This window comes from Planomicrobium sp. CPCC 101079, from assembly GCF_007859275.1.
GTDB lineage: Bacteria > Bacillota > Bacilli > Bacillales_A > Planococcaceae > Planococcus.
Genome location: NZ_VOHC01000030.1, coordinates 1 through 23,258 on the forward strand (window position 1 = coordinate 1; position 23,258 = coordinate 23,258).

The 23,258-nt window shown below is 42.3% G+C and carries 25 protein-coding genes; 8 read left to right on the forward strand and 17 right to left on the reverse strand.

What is annotated here, in order from left to right; genetic code table 11:
* Nucleotides 1-268: 268 nt before the first annotated feature.
* Entirely contained in the window at nt 269-472 is a 204-nt protein-coding gene (locus tag FQV28_RS15180; protein WP_146497356.1) for a helix-hairpin-helix domain-containing protein, read from the forward strand.
* Nucleotides 473-493: 21 nt separating this feature from the next.
* Here the strand turns inward: FQV28_RS15180 and FQV28_RS15185 are convergent, their stop codons facing one another.
* On the reverse strand, nt 494-1,219 hold the full coding sequence (locus FQV28_RS15185; protein WP_186763909.1) for a GDSL-type esterase/lipase family protein: 726 nt from the start codon (nt 1,217-1,219) through the stop codon (nt 494-496).
* A 252-nt stretch (nt 1,220-1,471) separates the two neighbouring features.
* Between FQV28_RS15185 and FQV28_RS15190 the strand changes: the two genes are divergently transcribed.
* Complete coding sequence (locus FQV28_RS15190) at nt 1,472-2,692, forward strand: EAL domain-containing protein (RefSeq protein ID WP_146497358.1); 1,221 nt, start codon at nt 1,472-1,474, stop codon at nt 2,690-2,692.
* A gap of 47 nt (nt 2,693-2,739) precedes the next feature.
* Here FQV28_RS15190 and xylF read toward each other — a convergent pair whose 3' ends face one another.
* From xylF to FQV28_RS15260, 15 genes are all read right to left on the reverse strand, one after another.
* Nucleotides 2,740-3,840, reverse strand: coding sequence for a D-xylose ABC transporter substrate-binding protein (gene xylF / locus FQV28_RS15195; RefSeq protein WP_146497359.1), 1,101 nt, complete (start codon nt 3,838-3,840; stop codon nt 2,740-2,742).
* Between the two features lie 19 nt (nt 3,841-3,859).
* Nucleotides 3,860-5,419 (reverse strand): response regulator, encoded by a 1,560-nt coding sequence (locus FQV28_RS15200; protein WP_146497360.1) that lies wholly within the window; start codon nt 5,417-5,419, stop codon nt 3,860-3,862.
* Nucleotides 5,412-6,860 (reverse strand): sensor histidine kinase, encoded by a 1,449-nt coding sequence (locus FQV28_RS15205; protein ID WP_146497361.1) that lies wholly within the window; start codon nt 6,858-6,860, stop codon nt 5,412-5,414. Before FQV28_RS15205 ends, FQV28_RS15200 begins: the two co-directional genes overlap by 8 nt.
* Entirely contained in the window at nt 6,857-7,834 is a 978-nt protein-coding gene (locus FQV28_RS15210; protein WP_146497362.1) for a sugar ABC transporter substrate-binding protein, read from the reverse strand. The genes FQV28_RS15205 and FQV28_RS15210 overlap by 4 nt, the downstream gene beginning before the upstream one ends.
* A 172-nt stretch (nt 7,835-8,006) precedes the next feature.
* A complete protein-coding gene (locus FQV28_RS15215) occupies nt 8,007-9,182 on the reverse strand; it encodes a sugar ABC transporter permease (RefSeq protein WP_146497363.1) in 1,176 nt (391 codons plus the stop codon).
* An 11-nt stretch (nt 9,183-9,193) separates the two neighbouring features.
* The gene (locus FQV28_RS15220; protein ID WP_146497364.1) at nt 9,194-10,714 is read right to left on the reverse strand and encodes a sugar ABC transporter ATP-binding protein; all 1,521 of its coding nucleotides are present in this window, start codon (nt 10,712-10,714) and stop codon (nt 9,194-9,196) included.
* A gap of 90 nt (nt 10,715-10,804) precedes the next feature.
* Entirely contained in the window at nt 10,805-11,938 is a 1,134-nt protein-coding gene (locus FQV28_RS15225) for a sugar ABC transporter substrate-binding protein (protein WP_146497365.1), read from the reverse strand.
* Between the two features lie 200 nt (nt 11,939-12,138).
* Nucleotides 12,139-13,002 (reverse strand): PPK2 family polyphosphate kinase, encoded by an 864-nt coding sequence (locus tag FQV28_RS15230; protein ID WP_146497366.1) that lies wholly within the window; start codon nt 13,000-13,002, stop codon nt 12,139-12,141.
* 316 nt (nt 13,003-13,318) lie between these two features.
* Nucleotides 13,319-13,825 carry an SRPBCC domain-containing protein gene (locus FQV28_RS15235; RefSeq protein ID WP_146497367.1) on the reverse strand — a complete coding sequence of 169 codons (507 nt, stop codon included), beginning with the start codon at nt 13,823-13,825 and terminating at the stop codon, nt 13,319-13,321.
* A 47-nt stretch (nt 13,826-13,872) separates the two neighbouring features.
* Nucleotides 13,873-14,205, reverse strand: coding sequence for an ArsR/SmtB family transcription factor (locus FQV28_RS15240; protein ID WP_146497368.1), 333 nt, complete (start codon nt 14,203-14,205; stop codon nt 13,873-13,875).
* 129 nt (nt 14,206-14,334) lie between these two features.
* A complete protein-coding gene (locus tag FQV28_RS15245) occupies nt 14,335-14,667 on the reverse strand; it encodes an MEDS domain-containing protein (RefSeq protein WP_255472982.1) in 333 nt (110 codons plus the stop codon).
* 30 nt (nt 14,668-14,697) lie between these two features.
* The gene (locus FQV28_RS19585) at nt 14,698-14,892 is read right to left on the reverse strand and encodes a hypothetical protein (RefSeq protein ID WP_255472975.1); all 195 of its coding nucleotides are present in this window, start codon (nt 14,890-14,892) and stop codon (nt 14,698-14,700) included.
* Between the two features lie 187 nt (nt 14,893-15,079).
* Nucleotides 15,080-15,655 carry a hypothetical protein gene (locus FQV28_RS15250; protein WP_146497369.1) on the reverse strand — a complete coding sequence of 192 codons (576 nt, stop codon included), beginning with the start codon at nt 15,653-15,655 and terminating at the stop codon, nt 15,080-15,082.
* A 36-nt stretch (nt 15,656-15,691) separates the two neighbouring features.
* Entirely contained in the window at nt 15,692-16,171 is a 480-nt protein-coding gene (locus FQV28_RS15255; protein ID WP_146497370.1) for a quercetin 2,3-dioxygenase, read from the reverse strand.
* 163 nt (nt 16,172-16,334) lie between these two features.
* On the reverse strand, nt 16,335-16,775 hold the full coding sequence (locus tag FQV28_RS15260) for an Ohr family peroxiredoxin (protein ID WP_146497371.1): 441 nt from the start codon (nt 16,773-16,775) through the stop codon (nt 16,335-16,337).
* Between the two features lie 209 nt (nt 16,776-16,984).
* Between FQV28_RS15260 and FQV28_RS15265 the strand changes: the two genes are divergently transcribed.
* The 4 genes from FQV28_RS15265 to FQV28_RS15280 all read left to right on the forward strand — a co-directional run bounded on the left by FQV28_RS15265 (nt 16,985) and on the right by FQV28_RS15280 (nt 21,026).
* The gene (locus tag FQV28_RS15265) at nt 16,985-17,686 is read left to right on the forward strand and encodes a hypothetical protein (protein ID WP_146497372.1); all 702 of its coding nucleotides are present in this window, start codon (nt 16,985-16,987) and stop codon (nt 17,684-17,686) included.
* 289 nt (nt 17,687-17,975) lie between these two features.
* Nucleotides 17,976-19,118, forward strand: coding sequence for a CapA family protein (locus FQV28_RS15270; protein WP_146497373.1), 1,143 nt, complete (start codon nt 17,976-17,978; stop codon nt 19,116-19,118).
* Nucleotides 19,119-19,186: 68 nt separating this feature from the next.
* Nucleotides 19,187-20,014, forward strand: a complete 828-nt coding sequence (locus FQV28_RS15275) for a CPBP family intramembrane glutamic endopeptidase (RefSeq protein ID WP_146497374.1) — start codon at nt 19,187-19,189, stop codon at nt 20,012-20,014.
* A 388-nt stretch (nt 20,015-20,402) separates the two neighbouring features.
* Nucleotides 20,403-21,026 carry a cell wall hydrolase gene (locus tag FQV28_RS15280; protein WP_146497375.1) on the forward strand — a complete coding sequence of 208 codons (624 nt, stop codon included), beginning with the start codon at nt 20,403-20,405 and terminating at the stop codon, nt 21,024-21,026.
* A 40-nt stretch (nt 21,027-21,066) separates the two neighbouring features.
* Here the strand turns inward: FQV28_RS15280 and FQV28_RS15285 are convergent, their stop codons facing one another.
* Nucleotides 21,067-21,516, reverse strand: coding sequence for a DUF6376 family protein (locus FQV28_RS15285; protein WP_255472976.1), 450 nt, complete (start codon nt 21,514-21,516; stop codon nt 21,067-21,069).
* A gap of 138 nt (nt 21,517-21,654) precedes the next feature.
* On the opposite strand from FQV28_RS15285, the gene FQV28_RS15290 reads away from it, so the two are divergent.
* Together FQV28_RS15290 and FQV28_RS15295 are read left to right on the forward strand one after the other, a co-directional pair.
* Entirely contained in the window at nt 21,655-22,800 is a 1,146-nt protein-coding gene (locus tag FQV28_RS15290; protein ID WP_146497376.1) for a YeiH family protein, read from the forward strand.
* Between the two features lie 17 nt (nt 22,801-22,817).
* Nucleotides 22,818-23,222, forward strand: coding sequence for a GNAT family N-acetyltransferase (locus tag FQV28_RS15295; protein ID WP_146497377.1), 405 nt, complete (start codon nt 22,818-22,820; stop codon nt 23,220-23,222).
* The last annotated feature ends 36 nt before the right edge of the window (nt 23,223-23,258 follow it).

Below are 23,258 nucleotides of genomic sequence, written 5' to 3' on the forward strand. Positions count from 1 at the left end.
GCTCGCCCGCGGCATTTAAAACATATGCTCCTGCGCAAGCTCGTCGCAAAGCTATTGGCCAAAATAACTTCGGCCAATAGCTTCGCAGCTGGTTGGCGAACTATCGGTTAAGGAATGCTCGCTCATATTACCGTTAACTCTCTCAACAAGCTGGAAAAAGCAGCAGGCTCCCCCTGCTGCTTTTTTCGCTTTTAATAAAGTGAACATAAAAAGGGTTGTGCAGGATATGCCGAAACTTCTTTATTTCTAAAGAGAGGAAGGGGAAATTATGACAGAAATCGATAAAACAGATTTGCCAAAAGGAATAGGCAAACCGGCTGAGCAGGCATTTTCTGCCGCTGGTTATTTTCAGCTCGAACAATTTACTCAAGTTAGTGAGAAGGACATTTTAAAGTTGCATGGAGTCGGCCCTAAAGCCGTCAAAGTCATACAGCAAGCGCTCAGAGAAAAAGGCTGGACTTTCAAAGAATAACCATGAATAAAAAAGTGCCGTTTATCGGTTCTGATACCTATTCCAAAAAGCGTCAGCCATTGCTTCATATCCTTCCCGGTTCGGATGAATATCGGCAGCATTCGGCAACTTGTCTAGGGCATTTTCTCCGAACGCTTCATCTACTGGAACAAAATCGGCTTCTTGCCCCTCAGCAGCGTCCTTCAATATTCCATTGAGCTGGTCAAGCCGGTTTGCAAGTTCATCTTTTTGATTCTCCTGTAAATGAGGAAATGGAAAATAATAGCCCATTACATATATACTGGCGTCTGGTGCTTCATCGTTCAATTTGGTTATCACGGTTTCCATGTTGCCACGGATATTATTCAGCTCTTTTTCCATCTGTGCTTCATCAAACTCCACTTCACCGCTAGTTGGATTGATGCGCACCAGGCGCAGGAGGTCATTCGCCCCGGCAGAAATCGTTATAAGGTCCGCGGCTTGCACGGTTTCTATTGCGTCTTCAGATGCCAGCTGCTTTAATATATCGTCAGTTGTATAGCCCGAAACTGCCAACTCTTTCGTATACTCCGCCAATTGCTCTTGTCTTTCAAGTTCTTCGGCGATCATGTCCGCATAGCCATCGCCGATTTCTGAATAAGGGGTTTGTCCGGCCGCTAGTGAATCACCAAGTGCTACATAGTCAACAGCAGTATCGACTTCTCCCTTTCCGCATGCCGCTGTCCCAAACAAGAGGATTGCCGCTAATACTGCGTTTTTCTTTATCACGCTTTCACCTCTTTGCATTTCTGATTTGCATAACCGTTATTAACCAGACTCTTTTAGCCAAATAACTTTGAATAATTCAGTTAATTTCGATACAATTAACTATACATACCCTAAATTCTAAGAAAATAAGCAGAAATGTTATATCACAATAGACAGTAGATTTATCTTTATTTCCATTACAGAAGTAGATATTGCTTATTCCTTTTTTTATACGGTACTCATTTGAAAAATTGCTGCGAAGGGGGATGCCTATTGGATCCATTAGAAATTCTTGAAAACTTACATAAAGTCCGCCCGGCCTTCCAACCCATCATTAGTGCAGTCAAGCATGACATTAGCGGCTATGAAGTGCTTGGCCGTTTCCAATGCGAAAATGGCCAATGGGTCAGTTTAGGTGATTTTTTTAATGATAGTGATGTTCCGGATGAATATAAAGTTGAAGTTGACCAGCATATCTTGCATTTGGCGATCACCAAAATGCTTGAGGAGAAAAACGAATGTTCGCTTTTCATCAACCGCAATGCAAAACAATTATTGATAAACAGCGGTGAAGACTTTTTACAGACCTTAAAAGTATATGAGAAAAAAGGCTTCGCGATGAACCGAATTGTGCTGGAGATTACTGAACACGATTTTGATGAAGATTTCGGCGTGTTGGAGCATTTGCTGATTTATTACAAAACTTATGGAATCCAAATTGCGGTGGATCATGTCGGCGCAAAAAGCTCCAACATTGACCGCATCCGGCAGCTTAAGCCCCATATACTAAAAATCGATACGAGTATTATCCGCCAGCACAACCAGGAAGTTTTCCAGGACATTATTTATTCTTTGTCTGTTTTAGCCCGGCGAATCGGCGCGAAATTGTCTTATGAAAATATTGAAGACAATCACCAGCTCTATTTTGCGTGGAAGCATGGCGGCCATTATTACCAAGGATTTTATTTGGCAAATCCTGATTTCGACTTTTTATCCACCAAATCGTTGGCAGTCGATGTCGGTGAAAAAGTAAAGGCATTTGTGCAACTTGAAAAATCCCGCGTTGAAGGGCGTTTGGCATTTACCTTGGCTTGTGAGGAGAAGATTAAAAAATTGCTGAATCAATGGCAAGGTCCGGAAACGGCTGACCCTTTCATAGAAGCCGTGAAAAATTCCTTCAATGAAGAAAGCTTTCGTATTTATATCTGCGACAGCAATGGCCAACAAATCTCTTCAAATTTCAGAAAACGTCTGCAATCGTGGGAAGCCGAAAAGGATCAGTACGGTTCCCATTGGGCATTCCGCCCTTATTTTTTAGAAAACACGATGCATATGAAAACATGGCATAAAGGAATTTTGTCCGATACATACTCGGATATCGAGACAGGTGAAATGGTTCGTACATTCAGTTACCCATTATCTGACCAGTATTTTTTGTTTGTTGATATCAGCTATTCCTTGCTCTTGGAAAACGATTATTTGTATTTCCAGTAAAAAGTCAAAAAGGCACAGAGGAACCAACCGGTTTCCACTGTGCCTTTTCACTTTTCTGTCATCCCATAGATGTCTTCCCGTGAGTGAAAGCCATCCGCAATGATGGTATCTTCAATATTGGCTTGGTCTACTGCAAGTGGAGCCAGTAACACTGCCGGCACTTCCACTTTTCCATTGTTGATCTTTTGTTCGGCGTCTACACTGCCGCCTTTGGCCAATTGGACAACAAGCTTAGCCGATTCTTTAGTCAGTAATTTGATCGGTTTATACACTGTCATAGTTTGGGTGCCTTGAACGATGCGCTGTATTCCGGCCAATTCTGCATCTTGCCCAGCAACCGGAATTTTTCCCGCCAGCCCTTTTGCTTCAAGTGCCTTGATAATGCCTCCAGCTGTGGCATCATTCGCCGCAATGATGGCATCAATCCGGTTGTTATTCGCTTCAAGCGCAGCTGCCATGTTGGCTTCCGCATTTGCAGGAGACCAGTCTTTTGTCCATTGGTCATACGTAACGGTAATCTTTCCGCTGTCAATCAAAGGCTGCAGCACGTTGAAAACGCCTTTTTTCAACAAATGGGCATTGTTGTCCGTGTCAGCGCCGCCAATATAGACATAGTTCCCTTCCGGAACCAGCTTAGTCAGTGCTTTCGCTTGCAATTCCCCTACTTTTTCATTGTCGAAAGAAACATACAAATCGACATCGGCATTTTTGATCAAGCGGTCATATGCGATGACTTTGATGCCCGCTTTATGGGCTTTATGGACAATGGCTGCAGTAGCTTCCGCATTATGCGGCACTACTACCAGGAGATCCACTCCTTCCCTGATCAAGGCTTCTGCTTGGGAAATTTGCAAAGCGTCGTCTCCACTCGCCGCCATTATCTCGATTTCCGCCCCTAACGCTTCCACTTCTTTCTTAAACAAATCTCTATCCTTTAACCAGCGTTCCTCCAACAATGTATCCATGGAAAAGCCAATTTTAATCTTTTCCTCTTTAACTTCAGCTTTTTCCACTTCATTAGACGGTTTAGGGGAAACTTTTTGCTGGACTACTCTTTCATCGAGCCCGTCTTTTTGGCACGCTGACACACAAAAAATCAACGCCAACAAGACCAGCGCAACCTTGAAACTGATATAAAACCGTCCCATCGGGCTCTCCCCTTTTTTGTCAGCTCTCTCCAACGGGCAAACTTTTTTTGCCTAAAAGTGTTTTACGGTACTCTTTAGGTGAAACCGCCGCTATTTTCTTGAAAACCTTGCTAAAGTAATTTGGTTCATGATAGCCGACTTCAAATGTGATTTCCTTGATGCTTTTTTCTGGATCTCCGAGCAGCTTTTTCGCTTTTTCAATCCGGCATTCTGTCAGAAAATCAATATAATTGACACCAAGTTTTTCCTTAAACATTTTGCTGATGTAAATCGGACTCAGTTTTACCCTCTGGGCTAATGCTTCCAGTGAGATGTCTTTATGGGAATGTTCCATAATGTACTGCTTGATTTGATATATGGTATCTGCTTCAAGCTCGCCATAATGGGCAAAATAATGCTGTTTCATGCGTTCCAGCAAACGGCTGGTTTCCTGCCGAAGCTGCCAATAATTTTGCGCTTGTAGAGAAAACAACGGCTTCTCAACCTCGATGCCGATTTCGTCCATGACCCTGGAAACTATCCAAAGCAGTTCCAAAACGCGCTGTTGCGTTTGCAGAAGATCCGCTCTTTCGTTTTCGTAGCATTGAATCAACTCAAGCGCATGAAGGTCAATCTGCTCCCATTCCCCAAGCCGAATCTGGTCAAACAGCTCTTTTTCACCGAGTTTCGCCAAGTGGCCGCACCGTTCAATTCCCACTGTCGGAACATCCGAATAAAAACGATATTTAACCGGAAGGCTCAGATCCATCGTAGCAATCAATGACTCCTGGTAAGATTGGCGAATTTGACCGAGTGAACCACAGACATTTCCAATGCCGATAAACCAGCCGGTCTTGCCTTCCATTTTCGCGACCGATAAAATTTCGTTTGCCAAAGAAACAGCTTGCGACCGAAACGACTTTCCTGGTTCCCTGAACACAATAATGGGAAGTTGGCGCCCATATAGGGCGCCGACCCATCCGCTTTTTGTTTGGCGCACTTTTTCTTTGATCGCCGAATAATAATTTCCGGACCCATCCGCCAACAATACACTCATAACAAACTTTTCGTTTGTCGACTGGATGTCGAGCATTTCAACCAACATGTCCAAATGCACTTCGTGAACATGGTCAAATAGCAATTGGGTGACGACATCGGTCTCAACGAGCGTCAGGGCTTTTTGCAATGCTTCCTTCTGGGATTTGCTGGCAGCCCAAACCTTCTGTTCTTCTTCGTTTTGGTTTAATACTTTACCGACAGTTGCGATGATTTCACTGGCCTTGCTCGGCTTCAATAAGTAATCTTTCACACCGAGTTTAATCGCCTGCCGCGCATAGTCAAACGTATCAAAAGCCGTCACCATGACAAACTTGATGGCTGGATGCTCGGCACTGATCTTTTCAACCGCTTCCAATCCATTCATGCCGGGCATCTTAATATCCATCAAAATCAAGTCCGGCTTGAATTTTCCAGCCTGCTCCACCGCAAGTTTACCGTTTTTAGATTGTTCAATGACGAGATTCGGGTAAGCTTTCTGCAAAATCATTTGCAGCCCTTCACGCTCGATTTGTTCGTCATCCACAATTAGGAGTTTAGTCATTTTCGTCATTTCTCCTCTTTTTCGGTATTTTCAGCATCACATTTGTGCCCTGTCCTATTGCACTTTGAATCTCAATCACATCTTCCTGGCCGTAGAAAAGACGGAGCCGCTTAACGACGTTGCTAAAACCGATTCCTGTTGATTGGCCCTCGGTTTGCTCGGAATTCCCTCTAAGAATTTGTTTGACCTTTTCTTCTGTCATCCCCTGGCCGTCATCTTCGATTTCAATTATCACTATGTTCTCGCTGTGTGAAATGCGAAACCAGATATTCCCGCCTTCCTCTGATGGTTCAATCGTGTGGATAACGGCATTTTCGATAACAGGTTGGAGCGTCAATCCCGGCATTTGCACTCCTAAAGAAGATTCGTCAATTTCCATATGCAAATGCAAGCGCTCAGTAAATCTAGCTTTTTGAATTTCCATATATTGTTTCAATACAATCACTTCTTCATGAAGTGTCACGGGTTTATCCAAACGTTTTAAGTTGTAGCGAAGCAACCCAGCCACACTCACAAGCAGATCACTTGTTTCTTCAGCACCTTCTAAATATGCTTTTTTGGACATGATGTTCAATGTGTTGAAGAGGAAATGCGGATTGATCTGATTTTGCAAGCTTTGCAACTGGCTTTCCTTTAGCAGCAGCTTGTTTTGTTGGAGTTCATGTTCAAGTTGCGCCTTTTCCTGAATTTCCATAAACAAGTTGTTAATGTTTATGCGCATTCGGTCAAATGTTTCAGCAAGAAATGAAATTTCGTCATTGGATTCAACTTTGATCGGCAAATCAAATCTTCCTTTGGCTAACTCATTGGCAGATTGCGTCAATTTTTGAACTGGTTTTGTAATGCTTTTTGAAAACCAATACGTCATTAACAGCAATAGAAACGTTATAAGCAACAACAGCCAAATGCCCAGTTTTTTTAGTTCGTTTGATCGCTCGATGATTTCCCGGTAAAGGCGTTCATATGTTTTCAATTCGGTATCAATCAAAGTCAGCGTAGTTTCAGAAATGTAATTGGAGATGCGCGTCGCTTCAGAAAACTCATTTGTCGAGGCCTCAGTTTCCTGTTGTTTCTGATACATAAGCGAGCGGTCTGTTGTTTCCATCAAACTATCGATTAAGTTCATATAATTTGCCATGGCAAATTCATTATCCTCGTTTTTTAAGATGAGAATCTCACTTTTTGCTTCCTGGATATTCGCTTTGCTGGCTCCCAGCTGGTTTAAATTTGCTTCTGAAGGCTGAAGCAAGTAATCATTCAAATCGGTAATGAGGTCTTGGCTCGCGGCCGTTACTTCGTTCAAACTCAAATAACGCTGCAAAATGGCGTTATATTGGTCTTGGGTTTTTTGATTGTAATATGTCAGCGCCGCCCAAATAATCACCATGATGAACAACACGACTAAGGTAAGCGACCATATTTTCTTCTGGATTCTATTCATCGCGCTTCCTTCGCTTTCAGCATCCGGATATCGGTGAGGTACCCTTTTTTATCAAGGGGAACCACTTCGTCGTTCAGCCATTTAATGATCAGTCCCACACTGACATTCCCCATTGTTTTCGGGGATTGTCCAATAACTCCGTCCAGTTTTTGTTGTTCCAGCAACGGCAAAGAGTCAGATCCATCATCAAACGAATAAATAAAATAGGGTTCAATTTGAAAGCGCTTTCCAATTTCTTGTACCATGACTCCTGTAAAGTCGGCATTGACAGCGATAAAAGCATCAGCACCGGGTACTTTATTCAATATATCCTGTGTTGTCGATATAATTTGTTCTCTGGAATCGGGGGTTTCGGCATTGACCGTTTGAATATTTGGATAATCTTTTAATACATCTGCTATACCTTGAAGCCGCTGCTTTTGATAATATTCCTGGTGACTGTCGCTCATTAGAACGACCTCTCCTTCAGTTCCCATATCAAAAAGCAATTGTTCGGCAATCATCTGTCCCGCCAAATATTGATCCGAACCCACATAAGTTCTTCTTAAGCTTTCTTCTATAGGCACATCGTTGGCAACTGTGATAATGGGGATATTATAAAAAGAAGCTTTGATTTTTGTCAGCTCGTTGAATTCATCAGAATTTATGCCTTGGACAATGATGCCATCTACTTTCGAGTAAATTGCAATTTCAATCTTTTCCAAAAAATCTTCTCGGTTATTGCCATAACTGCCCCATATCTCCAACCCGACACCTTCTTTTTGTGCTTGTTCCCGGGCGCCTTGTGCTACTTGATCCCAAAACGGTGTATCCAAGTTTTTAGTAATAAGGACGACGCGATGCTGATTTACAGGTTCAATGGCATGTTCTGGCATTTCCCAATTTGAGCGAAAGACTTTTTCCGCTGACTGAAATGTGAAATAAAAAAGAACGACGCATAAGAAACACAGTAAAACTATGCCTATTTTTCGCAAGTTGAGCGTCCCCTTTTGTGAATAGTTAATTATTTTCATCTTACCACAAGCTTTAATATGCACAAGACCTTCTTAGCTGTTTAGTCCTATTAATGAACCGTTAAAAGTTGGAGTTCGTTTCAACAAAAAAACAGAAAGACCAGTTAAGCCTTCCTGTTTCTTTCCTGTTGGGTTATCCTCTTTTCCGACGTGTCATTACATCAAAAATTACCGCTGCAGCCAATACGCCGCCACGAATAATGTATTGATAGGAAATTCCGACTCCCATCAAGTTCATCCCGCTCGTCAAAGATGCCATAACAATTGCACCGATAATTGCCCCCGTCACTTTCCCGACCCCACCAGCTGAAGAGACTCCGCCGACATAGGCCGCCGCAATGGCATCAAGCTCAAATAACGTACCGGCTGTCGTCGTCGCTGATTGAAGACGGGAGGTAAACAAAATTCCTGATAGGGCCGCTAGCATCCCCATTGACCCGAAAACAATATAGGTGATTTTTTTGACGTTGATTCCACTCAAGTGAGCAGCTTCCGGATTGCTTCCTACTGCGTAAATGTGCCGGCCAAGCACGGTTTTTGTCGACAGGAAATGATAGATGACAACTACAACCAGCATGATGACAACTGTCCAAGAAAAACCATTATAGCCAGCCAAGATCCACGTGATATAAGCAATGACCGCTGAAACCAAAATCAGCTTCATCGTGAAGATGCCTTTAGAAACCACGTCAAACTGATATTTTATTTTGTTTCGGCGATTGGAAAATTCGCTGTAGATGTAAAGTAAAATACCGATCAATCCAATGATGAGAGACAGCAAATGCAAGCCATTCACTTCTGCAAGTGATGGGATAAATCCATTGCCGAGTGCATTGAATTTCTCATCATTGACGATAATCGTTCCGGTTCTTTCTGTCACCCGCAAAAGCGCCCCTCTAAAAATGAGCATGGCTGCCAATGTGGCAACAAAAGCGGGAATGCCGATTTGAGCGATCAAAAATCCGTTGAATAATCCTGCAATGACCCCAAAAACTAAAATGACAGGAATCGTGATGTAGACGGATACCCCCATTTGGGTGAGAAAGATTGCTGCGATTGCCCCGAGAAAACCCGCTGCAAAACCAACGGACAAATCGATGTGGCGAATGACAATGACAAGCGTCATGCCGACAGCGAGTACCGCGATATAACCTGCTGAATCGAGCAAGTTGCTGATATTCCGAGAAGACATGAACAAACCGTCTGTCAAAATCGAAAACGTCAGCAGAATAACAAACAATGCAATATACATCCCATAATCCCGTATATTTTCTTTAATTAAAAACTTGGCTTCATTGAAAAACGTCACCGAAATCCCTCCTATTGCGTCGCAAGCTCCATAATTTTTTCCTGGCTGGCTTCTTCAATCGCTAATTCGCCTTTGATCGCACCCTCACCCATGACATAGATGCGATCGCTCATGCCAAGCACTTCGCCGAGTTCGGATGAAATCATGATAATGCTCAAGCCTTCACTGATTAATTGATTCATGATTGAATAAATTTCAAATTTCGCCCCTACGTCTATGCCGCGCGTCGGTTCATCCAGAATCAGCAATTCCGGCCCTACAAAGAGCCATTTGCCGATGGACACTTTCTGCTGATTGCCCCCGCTCAAATTACCGACGTTCTGTTCCAGCGAAGACGCTTTGATATTGATGGACTTTCTATATTCGCCTGCTACTTTGATTTCTTCGTTATCGTTGATAATCCCATTTGATGAGATAGCTTTCAAATTCGCAGCGGTCACATTATTTTTTATGTCCTGAAGCAAGAACAGGCCGTTGCCTTTCCTGTCTTCCGTAACATAAGCAATCCCCGCTTTAATGGCATCTCTTGTGTGCGGCAGCTTTCTTTGTTTGCCATGCAGTAAAAGCTCCCCTTGGAGTTTATAAGCGTTCGGATTTCCAAAAATGCTTAAAGCAAGTTCTGTCCGCCCTGAACCCATCAACCCGGCGATGCCAACAATTTCCCCTTTTTTAATGTGGAGGTTAACGTTTTTAACAACATTGCGGCCCAGCTCCACGTCGTAAGCAGACCAATTAAATAATTGAAGGATCTCGCCTCCAATTTTTTTATTTGTGCGTTTTGGGTAAATATCTTCAATTTCACGGCCAACCATATTTTTAATGATGACACTTTCAGAAATAGGTTCGTTTGATGCATCCAAAGTACAGATGGTTTTTCCGTCCCGAAGCACTGTCGCTTTGTCCGCAATCGAAATGACTTCCTTTAATTTATGTGAAATCATTATGCATGTAATGCCTTGTTGCTTTAAATCTTTTAATAAGTTCAATAAGTTTTCGCTGTCGTCTTCATTAAGGGCTGCAGTCGGTTCATCCAAAATAAGCAGCTTTACGTCTTTGCTTAGTGCTTTAGCGATCTCAACCAGCTGCTGTTTCCCGACACTCAAATCTTTGACCAGTGTTTCCGGATTAACCTTCAATTTCACCTTTTGCAGTAATTTCTTAGCTTGGACAATGGTTTCATTCCAATCGACGAATGCTCCCCGTTTCACTTCATTGCCGGCAAAAATATTTTCATAGACGGTCAGATCCGGAAATAATGCCAATTCCTGATGAATGATGGCAATGCCCGCTTTGACGCTATCGCTAATATTATTGAACTGTTGTACAGTGCCTTCGTAAATGATGTCGCCTTGGTAGGCGCCATAAGGGTAGACACCGCTTAAAACTTTCATTAAAGTAGATTTCCCAGCACCATTCTCACCAATCAAACAATGGATTTCGCCTTTTTTCACCTTGAAATTCACATCGCTTAATGCTTTGACGCCAGTAAATTCCTTAGAAATCTCTTTCATTTCCAAAATATATTCGCTCATTTTTTCCCCTCCTTCAACCAACCCGTTGAAACAATAAGGAAATAGTGATAGACGTATCTATCACTATTCCAGGCACTGCTATGGTCTTTTCTATTTCAGTCCTGTGAATTCGCCTGCTTCGTAATAGCCGGAATCCACCAGTTCCGCTTTTACGTTCTCTTCATCAACCGTGATAACGTCTGTTTGTTTTGCTTTTACTTCAACAGCCCCGTTATCGTAAGATCCTGTTGTTTCCGGCTCATTGCCTTCAAGAACAGTTACAGCCATATCCATTGCATCTTTAACAAGTGTACGAACATCTTTGAACACAGTCATTGACTGCTTCTTGTCAATAATGTATTGGACTGAGGCTTTCTCAGCATCCTGGCCAGTAATCACATAATTTGTCACTTCTCCATCGGAAGCAAACACGTCTGCAATTGCACGGGCAGTTCCGTCATTCGGGGCCAGTACCGCTACATCGCCTTTCATGTCAGCTCCAACGCCAGTCAGATGGGTCTGAGCTTTGTTTTTCGCTTCATTTGGATCCCAGTTGGTAGTTACTTGGCCCAAAACTTTGCTGAGCTGGTCTCGTGAAAGTTCTGCTGTATCTTTCAAAGCTTCCGCTTCGCTTGAGTTGGCGATTTTGAATGTGCCATCAGCGATTTTCGGCTGCAGCACGCTCCATGCTCCTTGGAAGAACAAGAACGCGTTGTTGTCAGAAGAAGCCCCTGCGTACAAGTACAACGGCACGCCAGATCCTTCAGCATTGTCGATCAAGTACTGCGCTTGAGCCGCTCCAACAGCAAGGCTGTCAAACGTCACATAATAATCCACTGCCTCTGTATCGGTAATCAAACGGTCGTAAGCAATAACAGTAACATCATCTTGTTTGGCTGATTCTACTGCAGCTGCTGCTGCTGCGCCGTCATGAGGAGCGATGATTAGCACTTTGATGCCTTTGTTCAACAGGATATCAACATTTTCTTTTTCTTTAGCAGAAGATCCTTGGCTGAACAAAATTTCAGTGGAATAGTCGGTTTCGGCTAATGCATCTTTGAATCGCTGTTCATCTTGAACCCATCTAGGCTCATCTTTAGTCGGCAAAACGATTCCGACGTCGACTTGGCCACCGCCGCCTTCGCTGGCACTTCCGCCTTCACTGCCCCCGCCGCACGCTGCTATAACGAGTGTAACTGCCATAAGCACTAGCAGAAGAGAAAATTTCCTCCAAGTTTTAATCATTTCCATTCCCCTTTCAACCTGTAGTTTGTTTTGCTACATGTTTATTATATCTGGAGCACCAGCTTATGTAAGCGCTATCACTAGCAATCTTTTAGCATCTCCTATACTTTCTTAACATTGTGAGTCACAACGCAAACAACCGGTTTTTCTGCATGAAAAACCCGCAGCGGAAATCTTTTTCCGTTGCGGGTTGCTGGCACTTATTCTTCCTCTTCCAATAGCTTGATCGCTTCATCAAGTTTTTCTTTTTCTTCGCCGGATATTGTGGGATATTTAGGGTTGATTTTTTCGAGCAGCTCCACCATTACTTCCGCGACGATGTATCGCGAATACCATTCATCATCGGCAGGCAACACATACCAAGGTGCATACTCAGTTGAAGTGTGGTTGAGCATATCTTCGAATATGTGCTGATAACCATCCCAATGCTGCCGCTCCTTAACATCATTGAATGAAAACTCCCAGTTTTTATCCGGGTTCTTCATCCGTTCAAGCAAACGTTTTTTCTGCTCTTCTTTCGACATATTAAAGAAGAACTTAACAACAGGAAAGCCGTTTTCCACAAGATATTTTTCGAAATTATTGATTTGGCGATAACGGATCGCCCAGATGTTTTCATCAATGAGTTCATCGGGAAGAGGTGTCGATTCAAGCAAATCGTGAATACGCGGTGCAATCACTTCTTCATAGTAAGAACGGTTGAAAACACCAATTTCTCCCCGGGCCGGCAGCCCTTTATGGAAACGCCATAAATAATCATGCGCCAACTCTTCATCTGTCGGTTTCTTGAATGAAGTGACCTTCAGCCCTTGGGCAGTCAGATTGGAGAAAATATAACTGATGGCTTCATCTTTTCCAGCGGCGTCCATTGCTTGCAGCACGACGATAATTCCTTTTTCTTCTTCCGCTTGAAGTTTCAAATGTAATTCTTTCAGCTTTTCAACGGTTTCTGGAATCAGTTTTTCTTTTAGCTCTTTTTCTGTCATTCCATTCTCTTCTGAACTTGCATACATCTTTAAATCTATTTTCTGGTCTTGCTTTGCTAAATATTTGCTTGTGTCCATTGAAACCCTCCTCGCTCTTTTCAAACATCTGTCAATCATGTTATTGCCGCTACGATAAGAATGAAACATTTTGATAATTGTTTGACTAAACTTTCTCTCTGGCAATTCAATCGCATATACAAATATGAATATGAATAGTTAAAAAAGCCGATAATACCCTATTTTGCGAAGACAGGCCATATCTTATTGAACGGATAAAAACATGGCAGGGATATACACTTCGCTATCGAGGAGGACATATGTTTCTTCTATAATATAGAATACAAAACGAACTGGACACTCAAGGTTGAGGGTCCAGTCCGGTTGGGTTTTCATTTCAAAATTCGTTTAAATATGTTTCAAGGCGATCGAATGTTTCACTCATTCCTTCAACCACTCCCATTTCGACCACTTTTTGCAGTTCTTCTTCGGAAGCGAACAGTGTACGGCTGATGATTTTTGTGCCATTTCCTTCTTCTATAAAATCAGTTGTAATTTTCATGACCGGCATGTCTTCTAATACAGCGCCGTTCTCATCCGAAAAAGCGTCTGTGAAAACAAGCCGTTCCGGTTTTGCCACTTCTTCGTATACACTCTTGCCCCACGCCTCCTGCCCGTCATTATCTGACCGCATGCAGTAATGCCATACACCTCCAGGACGGACATCCATTTGATAGACTGTGGTTGTCCAGCCAACTGGCCCCCACCAATTCACAATATGATCTCTTTCCGTATACATGGAAAATACAAGTTCTCTCGATGCCATGAAAAAGCGTTCCATGATCATTTCACGGCCTTCAACTCTCGTAACTGTAGCGTTATTCGATTCATTGTTGGCTGTCATTAAGTATTCCTCCTAAATAATTATTGGGTTCCAGTGGCAGGCGGTAATTAGGAGCGCTCATCTTTCCCTCCTTGTTTCTGGACTTTTTTTAAATAGCTATCCAATTGGTCAAATCGATTTTCCCAAAGATGCCGATAAGTTTCCGTCCATTCTTGTAATTCGTGGAAAGGCTCAGGATTCAATTGATAGACCCGACGATTTGCAATTGGATGGACCACCACGATTCCAGCTTCGCTTAGTACTCGGAGATGTTTCGACACTTGCGGTTGCCGCAAATTGAGACGTGCTGCAATTTCCCCAACTGTGAGCGGACCTTGTTTTAATAATTCAACGATATTCCAGCGATTGGGTTCAGCTAGTGAAGTCAATAATGTTTTCATGCCTGTAATATACCTTAATAGGAATATTCCTGTCAAGTAATATTCTGATTGTTTAGATAAAAAGAATTTCTTCTTATAAAAAGCCGCTCCTAAGGATGTATTCTCAGGAGCGGCTAAAAGTAGATGAAGTTACTTGGTTATCGTGGATATTTTATCATCTGTCATTAAGAAATTATGGCAGTTAATCAGCATTGTTCTAAGCAATTCGCTCAGTCTGCCATCATCGTAGGCACAAACCGAAATCGCTTTTGTTTCAGGCATCTTTTGTTCAATGCCTTTTTCAAATTCTATTAGATCGTGAATGATTTCTTGTTCGTCTCCCCACTCGATATGCCCCCATGTCCGGAAAGAGACTCCTGTTTCGAGGAAGGGAGTTACGATATCAGAAAAGTAAGCTAAAATCGTAGGCGGATGAAAATTGCCGTTTTGCCAATAAAAAGCAAAGTTATTTAAGAAATGTATGTTTTCTAACTGCTCTTTCGTTAATAACTTTTACACTTTTTTCAGGATCATTGGATAAAGGCGGTCATTTTCAAAAAAGAAAATCTGATCTCCTTGCTCTATGCCTGAAACGATATAAGAAACCGCATTTTCAATGTACCGAGTCACATCTTTTGTGGCATAAAATACATGAACACCCAGTGGCTGTGGTTTAATGCTAGTTACATGTGCAACTTCTTTTTCCAAATTTTAATGGCTCCTTCGTAAATCCGTTATGTTGTTTGATATCCCTATGAATCATTTCATATATGTAGTATAAACTTTAAAAAACAATTTGAGAAATTCAAAGCTCCATTAGAACAATATCCTCCTTTATTTAAAGAAGCTGGTCATGAATAACCATGGCCAGCTTCTTTAATTAGAGCTTCAGCAATTATCGAAATGACGCTGTATCAGGCGTTTCAGCAGTCTTGACTTTCGCCAGAAGAATATTCGCTAAAACGAAACCAGCGGCAACGGCAACGAGCATGGTGATCAATGAACCAAGCAGCGGCAGCTTGACTGCCATCAGGAAAAGGATGCCCACAGTGACCATAGTCATGATGGAAACTGAAGTCCAAAGCACCCGATCTCTCACTTTACTAAGCAATTCAGCGGAAGGAGCTTCATTCATTTCAGCATTAGCTGCGCTCAAAATGCCTTTTAGCCGACGCAAATTGATGACTGGCCCCAAGAAGCTATTGGCGAGAAGCGCTGCCAATGACACATTGATCCACGCCATTCCCCAGCCCCACGCCGAAAATACCAAATATAAAGCTGGCGCCAAAATGATTAATGTGCTCAATGGAAACAAGGCATCAATTTTCACACCCAGATTAGACCATAAACGGATTTTTTCCGTTTCTTTTGCATGCAGCATAGATAACATTGCCGTTGCCAATATGGATATCGCCATAAACATGATCACCGCTCCTAAAATGTGAAGAAATAAAACGACATTATAGAGCATTTTGCTCTTCTCCTTTAGACTCTTTATCCAGCATTTTCAATTGCCCTGTATTTCAATACCATAAGTTTGGGCAGCCGCCATTAGCTTGTCCATATCCGGAACAATGGAATCGGGAGGCAATTTGTACTCATCTGCCGGCACACTTGCTTCAACAAAAAATTGTTCCAATCCAGCTGGCGTTACCATGATCAAAATTCTTGAAGGAACTGTCCCTTCACTCTTATACATATGGGCGATTCCTCGCGGCGCGTATAGAAAAGTCCCTGGTTTAGCCATGATGGTTTTCTCGCCGACAGTAAATGTCAATTCTCCTTCTAAAACATAAAAGATTTCATCTTCGTTTTGGTGGACATGCAACGGTGTTGCGTAGCCAGGTGGATGCAGGGATTCAATCAAACCACATGCGCCGTTCGTGTCTTTGGCAGTCGCCTTCATTTCCAGTAAGGTGCCGAGAAACCAATACGCTTCGCCTTCGCCGTGGGCAAATGCAAAAGCGTTATTCAATTGTTGTTCCATTCTTCTTCCCTCCCAAGATTTCAGCTGGATAGATGGTATGGCGATTCGCATTTCCTGCTCGTTGTAAAAGCTTTTTGGAAATCCTCCGAACCTTTCTAAGCGACTCTTTACAATACGTTTCTTCTGCATTTTCTATGAAGCGCTTTACCAGAACTTTATAAGCTTAGGCGAGAGACTCATAAACAACAGCGGCAATTGTAACATTAATATTGTTTTTCATCGCTTTTGAATAGGGACATAGTGCATGCGTTCTTTCCGCCAGCTCCTGCACCTCCTCCTTCTCCATTCCTTTGATTGCGACTTCCAGCCGCACCGCCAGTTGGAAGCCATTGTCTGATGGATCTGGTTGAAGTTCAACGGTTGTGGTGGTCATCGGTTCGCCAGTAATTTCTTCCGCTTTCATGATTCTGGCTAAGGTGAAATTAAAACTGGTGCTGTAACCAAGGGCCAAAAAGTTTCCGGGATTAAGCCCTTCTCCCGAACCTCCCAATTCCGGTGGATGGGTCACTTTGGTGGAAAATGAACCATCTCCTAAGTAACTGACTCCTTCCGGTCCGCCGACATTGGTCGCTGCTGTCTGAAATACAAAGCCAGAACCAACCATTTTGAACATCTCCTCAAACGTTTTAAATTCGATTTTATTATACGCCTTTTATCATTTAATCTCTATAACAATCTAAATATTCAAAATTTATTTCATCGAATAAATTTACATAGAAAAATTTTTAATTATTTATTCTAATCAGACTTTTTTGTGATAAGATAACCTCATTCATTACACAACTATCAATCCGAGGCTAAGGAGGCCATCATATGACACAAAAATTGGAGTCACTTAAAAAACTGGTAGACAGACTGCTCGAAGTTTCAGAAAAGAATGGCCACTATATCGTTGCTGAGCCGTACAATATTTATTTGCGTGACCTGCAGTATTCGTTTATTTACAAAAATTATTCGGTTGAACAAATCCAAGAAATGATCCAAATGAATTCAACTCCATTCTCTTTCGCGGAAAATACTGAAGCTAATGAAGCTGTGCGCTTTGATGCCGAAGCCACCAACCCGCTTCTCGAAGAAGTTACAGAAAAATATAAAGTGATTTACAAAATCATGGCTGTAGTTGATGCAAAAAACATTAATTTTCTCGGACAAAACTACAATATCTTTTTTAAAGTAGATACAGATGAAGACTTGATTGAGAACTTTTCTGTAAACCAGCTTCATAATATTTTAGAACTTGTAGAAAAACATGATGATGTTGTCTTTTCCAAAGAAAGCACTCAGCAAAAAGGCAATGAAATGAATGTTTGGTGGCGGAAAAATAGCCCTTCCCGCGCCTTAAAGATCCTGCCTACCGATAGCATGGAAACAGTGTATGGTAAAGCGAAAGCCGTGCTTGAAAAAACACCTAGCAGTTCTCCGGCATATTCGAAAATCTTTGATTATATGAATGATCTTTACGAAATGATAGAAGCCAGCGAAGAACAGGAAAATCGCGATGAAACTTTAACTTAAAAAGTCTTGGAAATGAAAATTTCCAAGACTTTTTTTTGTCTATGGAAGCTAACTCCTTGTAAGGATTTGAACTTAGCTAGTTGTCAAAGGCGATGCCTGTATATTAGTAGTATAAATTACCCTCTTTCCAAAAGGGAATTTTATTCATGCAAAACAAAAACATCTAGTCTTTTCAACTCACATGAAGTAAGATATGTTTGAAGTTTTTTTGGAAACAAGAAAAAAGATGCAAAAAAATCAAGGACTTCTTAAATCTTTTTGATATTAGTTGTAATATTTCATTTTAGGAGTGAGACCGTTGAAATTGATCCATCCACTGTCCTTATTGCTGTTGTTTCTTTCTTTGCTTTTAGGAGCTTGTGCGCCTGCCAATGAAAATGCCGGAAGCGAAAGCACGGACATCGACAGCCGCAAAAATCCTGTTGCAATCACGCCAGAAGAAATTTCGGCCACAACAACCGCTTCTTTGTCTGCTATTGGCGATGTTTTGATTCATGATTCGGTTTATTTGGATGCTGAAACAGAAAATGGCTACGATTTCAACCCGATATTCGAGAAAGTAAAACCTTATTTGGAAAAATCTGATATCACCGTCGCCAATTCTGAAAGCATCATTGGCGGGAGTGAAATCGGCGTTTCCACTTACCCTTCCTTCAATAGCCCGTACGAGGTAGCAGATGCCTTGAAAACCGTTGGAGTAGACGTGGTGACAATGGCTAATAACCATACACTCGACCGGGGCGAAAAAGCGATTGTTAACGCCATCAAGTACTGGGATAAGATAGGAATTGCCCATACCGGTTCGGCTTTGTCTGAAAAAGAGGGCACACGCATTACAACACGGACCGCGAACGGCATCATTTTTTCATTTCTTTCCTATACATATGGCACAAATGGAATTCCGACACCAAATGGAAAAGACTACTTGGTCAATCGCATCGACCAAGCAAAGATTAAAAAAGACATCGAACGGGCTAAAGAGCAGTCGGATGTTGTGGTTTTGAGCCTGCATTTCGGCCAAGAGTACGAACGCATGCCAAACGATGAACAAAAACAATTAGCGCAGTTTTCAGCTGAGCAAGGTGCGGACATCATTCTTGGCTCCCACCCGCATGTGCTGCAGCCAGCGGAATGGCTTGAGACGTCAGACGGCCGGAAAAGTTTTGTCATTTACTCTCTCGGTAATTTCATTTCCCATCAAGAAGATCTTTTCCGGAGAATCGGCGGGATTCTACACATTAGTGTCGAGAAGACAGTCGATGCTGATGGAACGGCAATCCGTTTAAAAGACCCAGCGTTTTCCACTACTTATGTAAAAAATACTGGCCTTCGAAACTTCGAAATCGATTTACTGGCAAACGTAGACCCTGAAATGAACAAAGAAATTCAAACGCATCTTTCGACTTGGACAAACGACATTAAATTCGAATAAGTTTTCTGGAAAAATGAAACCATTTGTTGCGGCTTCCGTAAAAATTAACAAGAAAGAAGGTGTGGCCTTTGTTTGAAAAAATGAAACTCCGTTATTTTACCCCCTTCATGCTTGTTGCAGTTATTGGTGCAATAATTGCCATGGTTGCCGTAGAAGCGAGTGAAGAAACCTTCGATGTTGTTTTTCAATTGGTTATGTATGTAGTTGTGCCAGCCGTATTTTTCGGCTATTATTTCCGCAAGCAACAGGCATCCTTATCTGATGTCGTCTTTTTTAAAGGTGTAAAGCCATGGCTTCCAAAGATTGCGGGTTTGGTATTACTATCAATCGCCTTTTCACTTGGCATCTTCTGGCTCCAACTTTATATGCTGCTTCCCATTGCGCCGGGCCTTGTAGACTTTTTCATGGAAGTTCCTCCTATACCAGACACACCTTTGTATCTCGGCTTCATGGTTTTTACTATCGCCATATTGGCTCCGATTGCCGAGGAATTCATGTTTCGTGGGTTGCTATTAAAAAGGTTGGCTAAAAAGACTTCGATATGGGGCGGAATCATCATCTCAAGTTTTCTATTCGGCATTTTGCATGCCGATATCATTGGCGCTTTTTTGTTTGGTGTTCTAGCATCCTTATTGTATTTACAGACTGGAAATTTATTGGTGCCAATTTTAATGCATATGCTAAACAACTCACTTGCTGTTGCCTTAATGTTTTTAGCACCGGCCACTTGGCCAGAACCGATTTCCATCATGGAAATTACAGATATCACTGCTAAAGCAGTGCCAAATGCCATTTTACTTGGTATCAGCCTGATCCCAATGCTAGCTGCAATTATCTGGCTCTCACGCGGATTAAGAGCTGAAAAAAGGGAAAAAGCCACCCATAGTTTAGTTTAAAATACCATTTAGTATAGTGTTTCATAAATGACGCAACGGACTATTCCCGCTGCGTCATTTATTTGGCCCGCTTTTATCTGTGAATAAGGATATGCCATAATTGCTGTTCCGAGAAAACGCACACTTGAGGCAGAATGAAACAGCTTCCGCCACCCTAATTTGATAACGAAAAGTTATCAGAATATATCTGTTCTCCAAATACATATTAGTTCTTTTTACTTAATACTTATCTTTCTTTTTAAATAATAGTTTGAGAAAAAAGGTTAAACCTGTCTTTTGTACTTTTATTTAGGCTAAATCAAGTAAGTCTGTTGGATATAAATTTGACTTTTAGAACTTTATACTAAAACTAGTCTCCATTGATATATGGATGGAAGGGAGAGAAAGAATGAAAAAAATAAAGGCAATTGTTTTTGGATTATTATTGGTCGGATTTTTTGGTTTTTCTCAACTTGAGGCTTCGGCTCATGCTTCTGACATGCATAACGGGTCTACTGGACAAAAAGTAAGCGAATTGCAATCGACATTGAAGAAAATGGGGTATTTTAATACCGGCGTTACGGGATATTACGGTCCCATCACTGAAACTGCAGTCACGAAATTCCAGCGGGATTTCGGAGTTCCTGCCACTGGCTATACCGGGCCGCTAACCCGCGGCATGCTTGATAAAGTACATATGATGGCGCGCATTGTTCACGGTGAAGCGCGCGGCGAGAGTTATACAGGCCAAGTTGCAGTAGCCGCGGTCATTTTGAACCGTGCAGATTCCTCCCGTTTCCCAAATTCAATCAGCGGTGTCATTTTCCAGCGCAATGCCTTCACTGCTGTGAATGATGGCCAGTACTGGTTATCGCCAAACACTTCTGCCTACCAGGCAGTAAAAGACGCAATGCTTGGATGGGATCCCTCTTCCGGGGCGACATATTATTATAATCCCGCGCAGGTTTCCGATAAGTGGATCTTCACACGGAACTTCATCAAACAAATCGGCAAGCACCACTTTGCCAATTAAAAAAGCTGCCCTAATTCGGGACAGCTTTTTGCTTTTGTTCTTATTGTCCGACCAGTTCTCTGATCTGATCGACGATGTTTTTGATTTCGCCAAGGGATTTGAACGCCTCATTATTCTCAAGCACAGCCGGATCCAATGTTCCGTCTTTGATGTTATTCAAGTACAAATCGATTCCTTCAAGCGCTTTGTTGTTCTGGTTCACCACTTGCTGGTGAAGGTCCGCTGCCATTTCCGGCGGTTCCAGTTCATTGAATTCTTCTATATTGGTTTTCATCACTTGCAGACTTGCTTCCAATTCTGCAGCCGCTTCTTTATCGCTGACCGCTTGCTTCGCCAATGCCGGTGTATCTTTCGCAAAAATTGTAGCCTCATTCGCAAATTCCGTTACTTCCGTTGCATATGTCAGTGTATTACTTGCTCCTTCAAGGGCTGAGCAGCCGCCAAGAAATGAAGCAATAAGCATCAAAAAAGCGATAGCTGTTCTTTTCAATATAAACCCTCCCATTTCTATGGCTATTCGTGCTAATTATAGCACGAAGGCTTCTTACAACGAAAAGTACGGCTTTCTATTTTGAAAACGGCTATAATGAAATTTATAAAACCTTTGTATGTTTATAAGGAGAAGAAAATGACTGTTAAAAAAAATTATTGGCCAATCGGTCTTATTCCAGGTCTGTTTGCTTGTCTTATCGTCATGCTGACAGGAATCTATGGAGCTGACTTGATTGGAGTTCTGCTATTAACAACCGGCGTTTTGCCGGAAGGCAGCGCAAGCCCTGTTTCGGGGATATTTGTAGCGATCCTGCTGGGCATCCTCATCCGCAACATTATCGGAATGCCAGACCTCTTTAAAACCGGCATCGGCTTTTCCGTCAAATACGCATTGCGCGCCGGGATCATTTTGCTCGGCTTGCGTTTGAGTCTAACCGAAGCGTTGAAACTTGGTGCTTGGGGACTGCCGCTTATTGTTGCTTGTATCTCAGCTGGATTGTTTGTCACATTGTATTTCACAGATAAACTCAATCAGTCGAACCGGCTTGGCACTTTGATTGCGAACGGGACCGGCATCTGCGGTGTCACCGCTATTATGGCAACGGCTCCAGTCATTAATGCAAAAGAAAACGAAGTTTCTTATGCGGTTGCGAACATCACGATTTTCGGCTTGATTGGCATGTTGTTTTATCCATATTTGGCGCATTTCTTCTTTGCCGACGAACCGATCAAAGCGGGTTTGTTCTTGGGAACTGCCATTCATGATACAGCGCAAGTGACCGGCGCAGCCCTCATCTACGGCCAAGTATACGATTCGCCGGTTGTTGTCGATGTAGCGACCATTACTAAATTGACGCGCAACGTCTTTATAATTGCCGTCGTGCCATACATATCGTTCTTATTTTTCCGCAGCACCGCGAAAAATGGCCAAGACAAAGCTGGAACGCTTCCGAAATGGTATAAGCTATTTCCCTTGTTCATTTTAGGTTTTTTGTTCCTGTCGCTCCTGCGGACAGTTGGCGATGCAACCTCTTTATCAAGCGGCAGTGCCTTCGGCTTGTTTTCGCCTGCAGCTTGGGAAAGTTTTCACAGCTTCTGGAGTTCGTTCGGATCGACCTATATGCTTGGCCTTGCAATGGCAGGTGTCGGTTTGTCGACCAATTTGAAGATTTTCAAAGGACTGGGCATCAAGCCGTTTTACATCGGCTTTATCGCAGCATTATCCGTCGGGGCAGTAAGTTTACTGTTGATTACGCTGTTCGGGGATTTGATCACGATTTAAAAGGGGCGTATCCAAATATGATTTACAAGAAATCTCTTGAAGGTGTTTCATCTGATATGTTGGAAGGTTTTTTTGTTGACTGGCCTAACCCGCCAAATCCCCATACTCATTTAAGACTACTAGAAAACAGCAGTAAAGCTATCGTTGCACTAGATGACAAGGCATCCCGGGTAATCGGGTTTATCACTGCTATTAGCGACGGTGTTTTGTCGGCCTATATCCCTTTCCTTGAAGTCTTGCCTGAATATAAAAATCTTGGAATAGGCAAGGAACTGGTAGATCGGATGCTGGAAGAACTTCATGATATCTACATGGTCGATTTATGTTGTGATGACGACTTGGTTCCTTATTACGAGAAATTTGGAATGACAAAAACAAATGGAATGATTGTAAGAAATTATAAAGTGCAGTCTGGAAATTAAAAAAGCCAACAACATTTGGGAATTCCCTAAATGTTG

Coding starts and splice junctions, on each gene's coding strand:
- FQV28_RS15180 (WP_146497356.1), top strand. CDS start 269: ATGACAGAAATCGATAAAACAGATTTGCCAAAAGGAATAGGCAAACCG.
- xylF (WP_146497359.1), bottom strand. CDS start 3,840: ATGGGACGGTTTTATATCAGTTTCAAGGTTGCGCTGGTCTTGTTGGCG.
- FQV28_RS15200 (WP_146497360.1), bottom strand. CDS start 5,419: ATGACTAAACTCCTAATTGTGGATGACGAACAAATCGAGCGTGAAGGG.
- FQV28_RS15205 (WP_146497361.1), bottom strand. CDS start 6,860: ATGAATAGAATCCAGAAGAAAATATGGTCGCTTACCTTAGTCGTGTTG.
- FQV28_RS15220 (WP_146497364.1), bottom strand. CDS start 10,714: ATGAGCGAATATATTTTGGAAATGAAAGAGATTTCTAAGGAATTTACT.
- FQV28_RS15225 (WP_146497365.1), bottom strand. CDS start 11,938: ATGATTAAAACTTGGAGGAAATTTTCTCTTCTGCTAGTGCTTATGGCA.
- FQV28_RS15230 (WP_146497366.1), bottom strand. CDS start 13,002: ATGGACACAAGCAAATATTTAGCAAAGCAAGACCAGAAAATAGATTTA.
- FQV28_RS15235 (WP_146497367.1), bottom strand. CDS start 13,825: ATGACAGCCAACAATGAATCGAATAACGCTACAGTTACGAGAGTTGAA.
- FQV28_RS15240 (WP_146497368.1), bottom strand. CDS start 14,205: ATGAAAACATTATTGACTTCACTAGCTGAACCCAATCGCTGGAATATC.
- FQV28_RS15250 (WP_146497369.1), bottom strand. CDS start 15,655: ATGCTCTATAATGTCGTTTTATTTCTTCACATTTTAGGAGCGGTGATC.
- FQV28_RS15255 (WP_146497370.1), bottom strand. CDS start 16,171: ATGGAACAACAATTGAATAACGCTTTTGCATTTGCCCACGGCGAAGGC.
- FQV28_RS15260 (WP_146497371.1), bottom strand. CDS start 16,775: ATGGTTGGTTCTGGCTTTGTATTTCAGACAGCAGCGACCAATGTCGGC.
- FQV28_RS15265 (WP_146497372.1), top strand. CDS start 16,985: ATGACACAAAAATTGGAGTCACTTAAAAAACTGGTAGACAGACTGCTC.
- FQV28_RS15280 (WP_146497375.1), top strand. CDS start 20,403: ATGAAAAAAATAAAGGCAATTGTTTTTGGATTATTATTGGTCGGATTT.
- FQV28_RS15290 (WP_146497376.1), top strand. CDS start 21,655: ATGACTGTTAAAAAAAATTATTGGCCAATCGGTCTTATTCCAGGTCTG.
- FQV28_RS15295 (WP_146497377.1), top strand. CDS start 22,818: ATGATTTACAAGAAATCTCTTGAAGGTGTTTCATCTGATATGTTGGAA.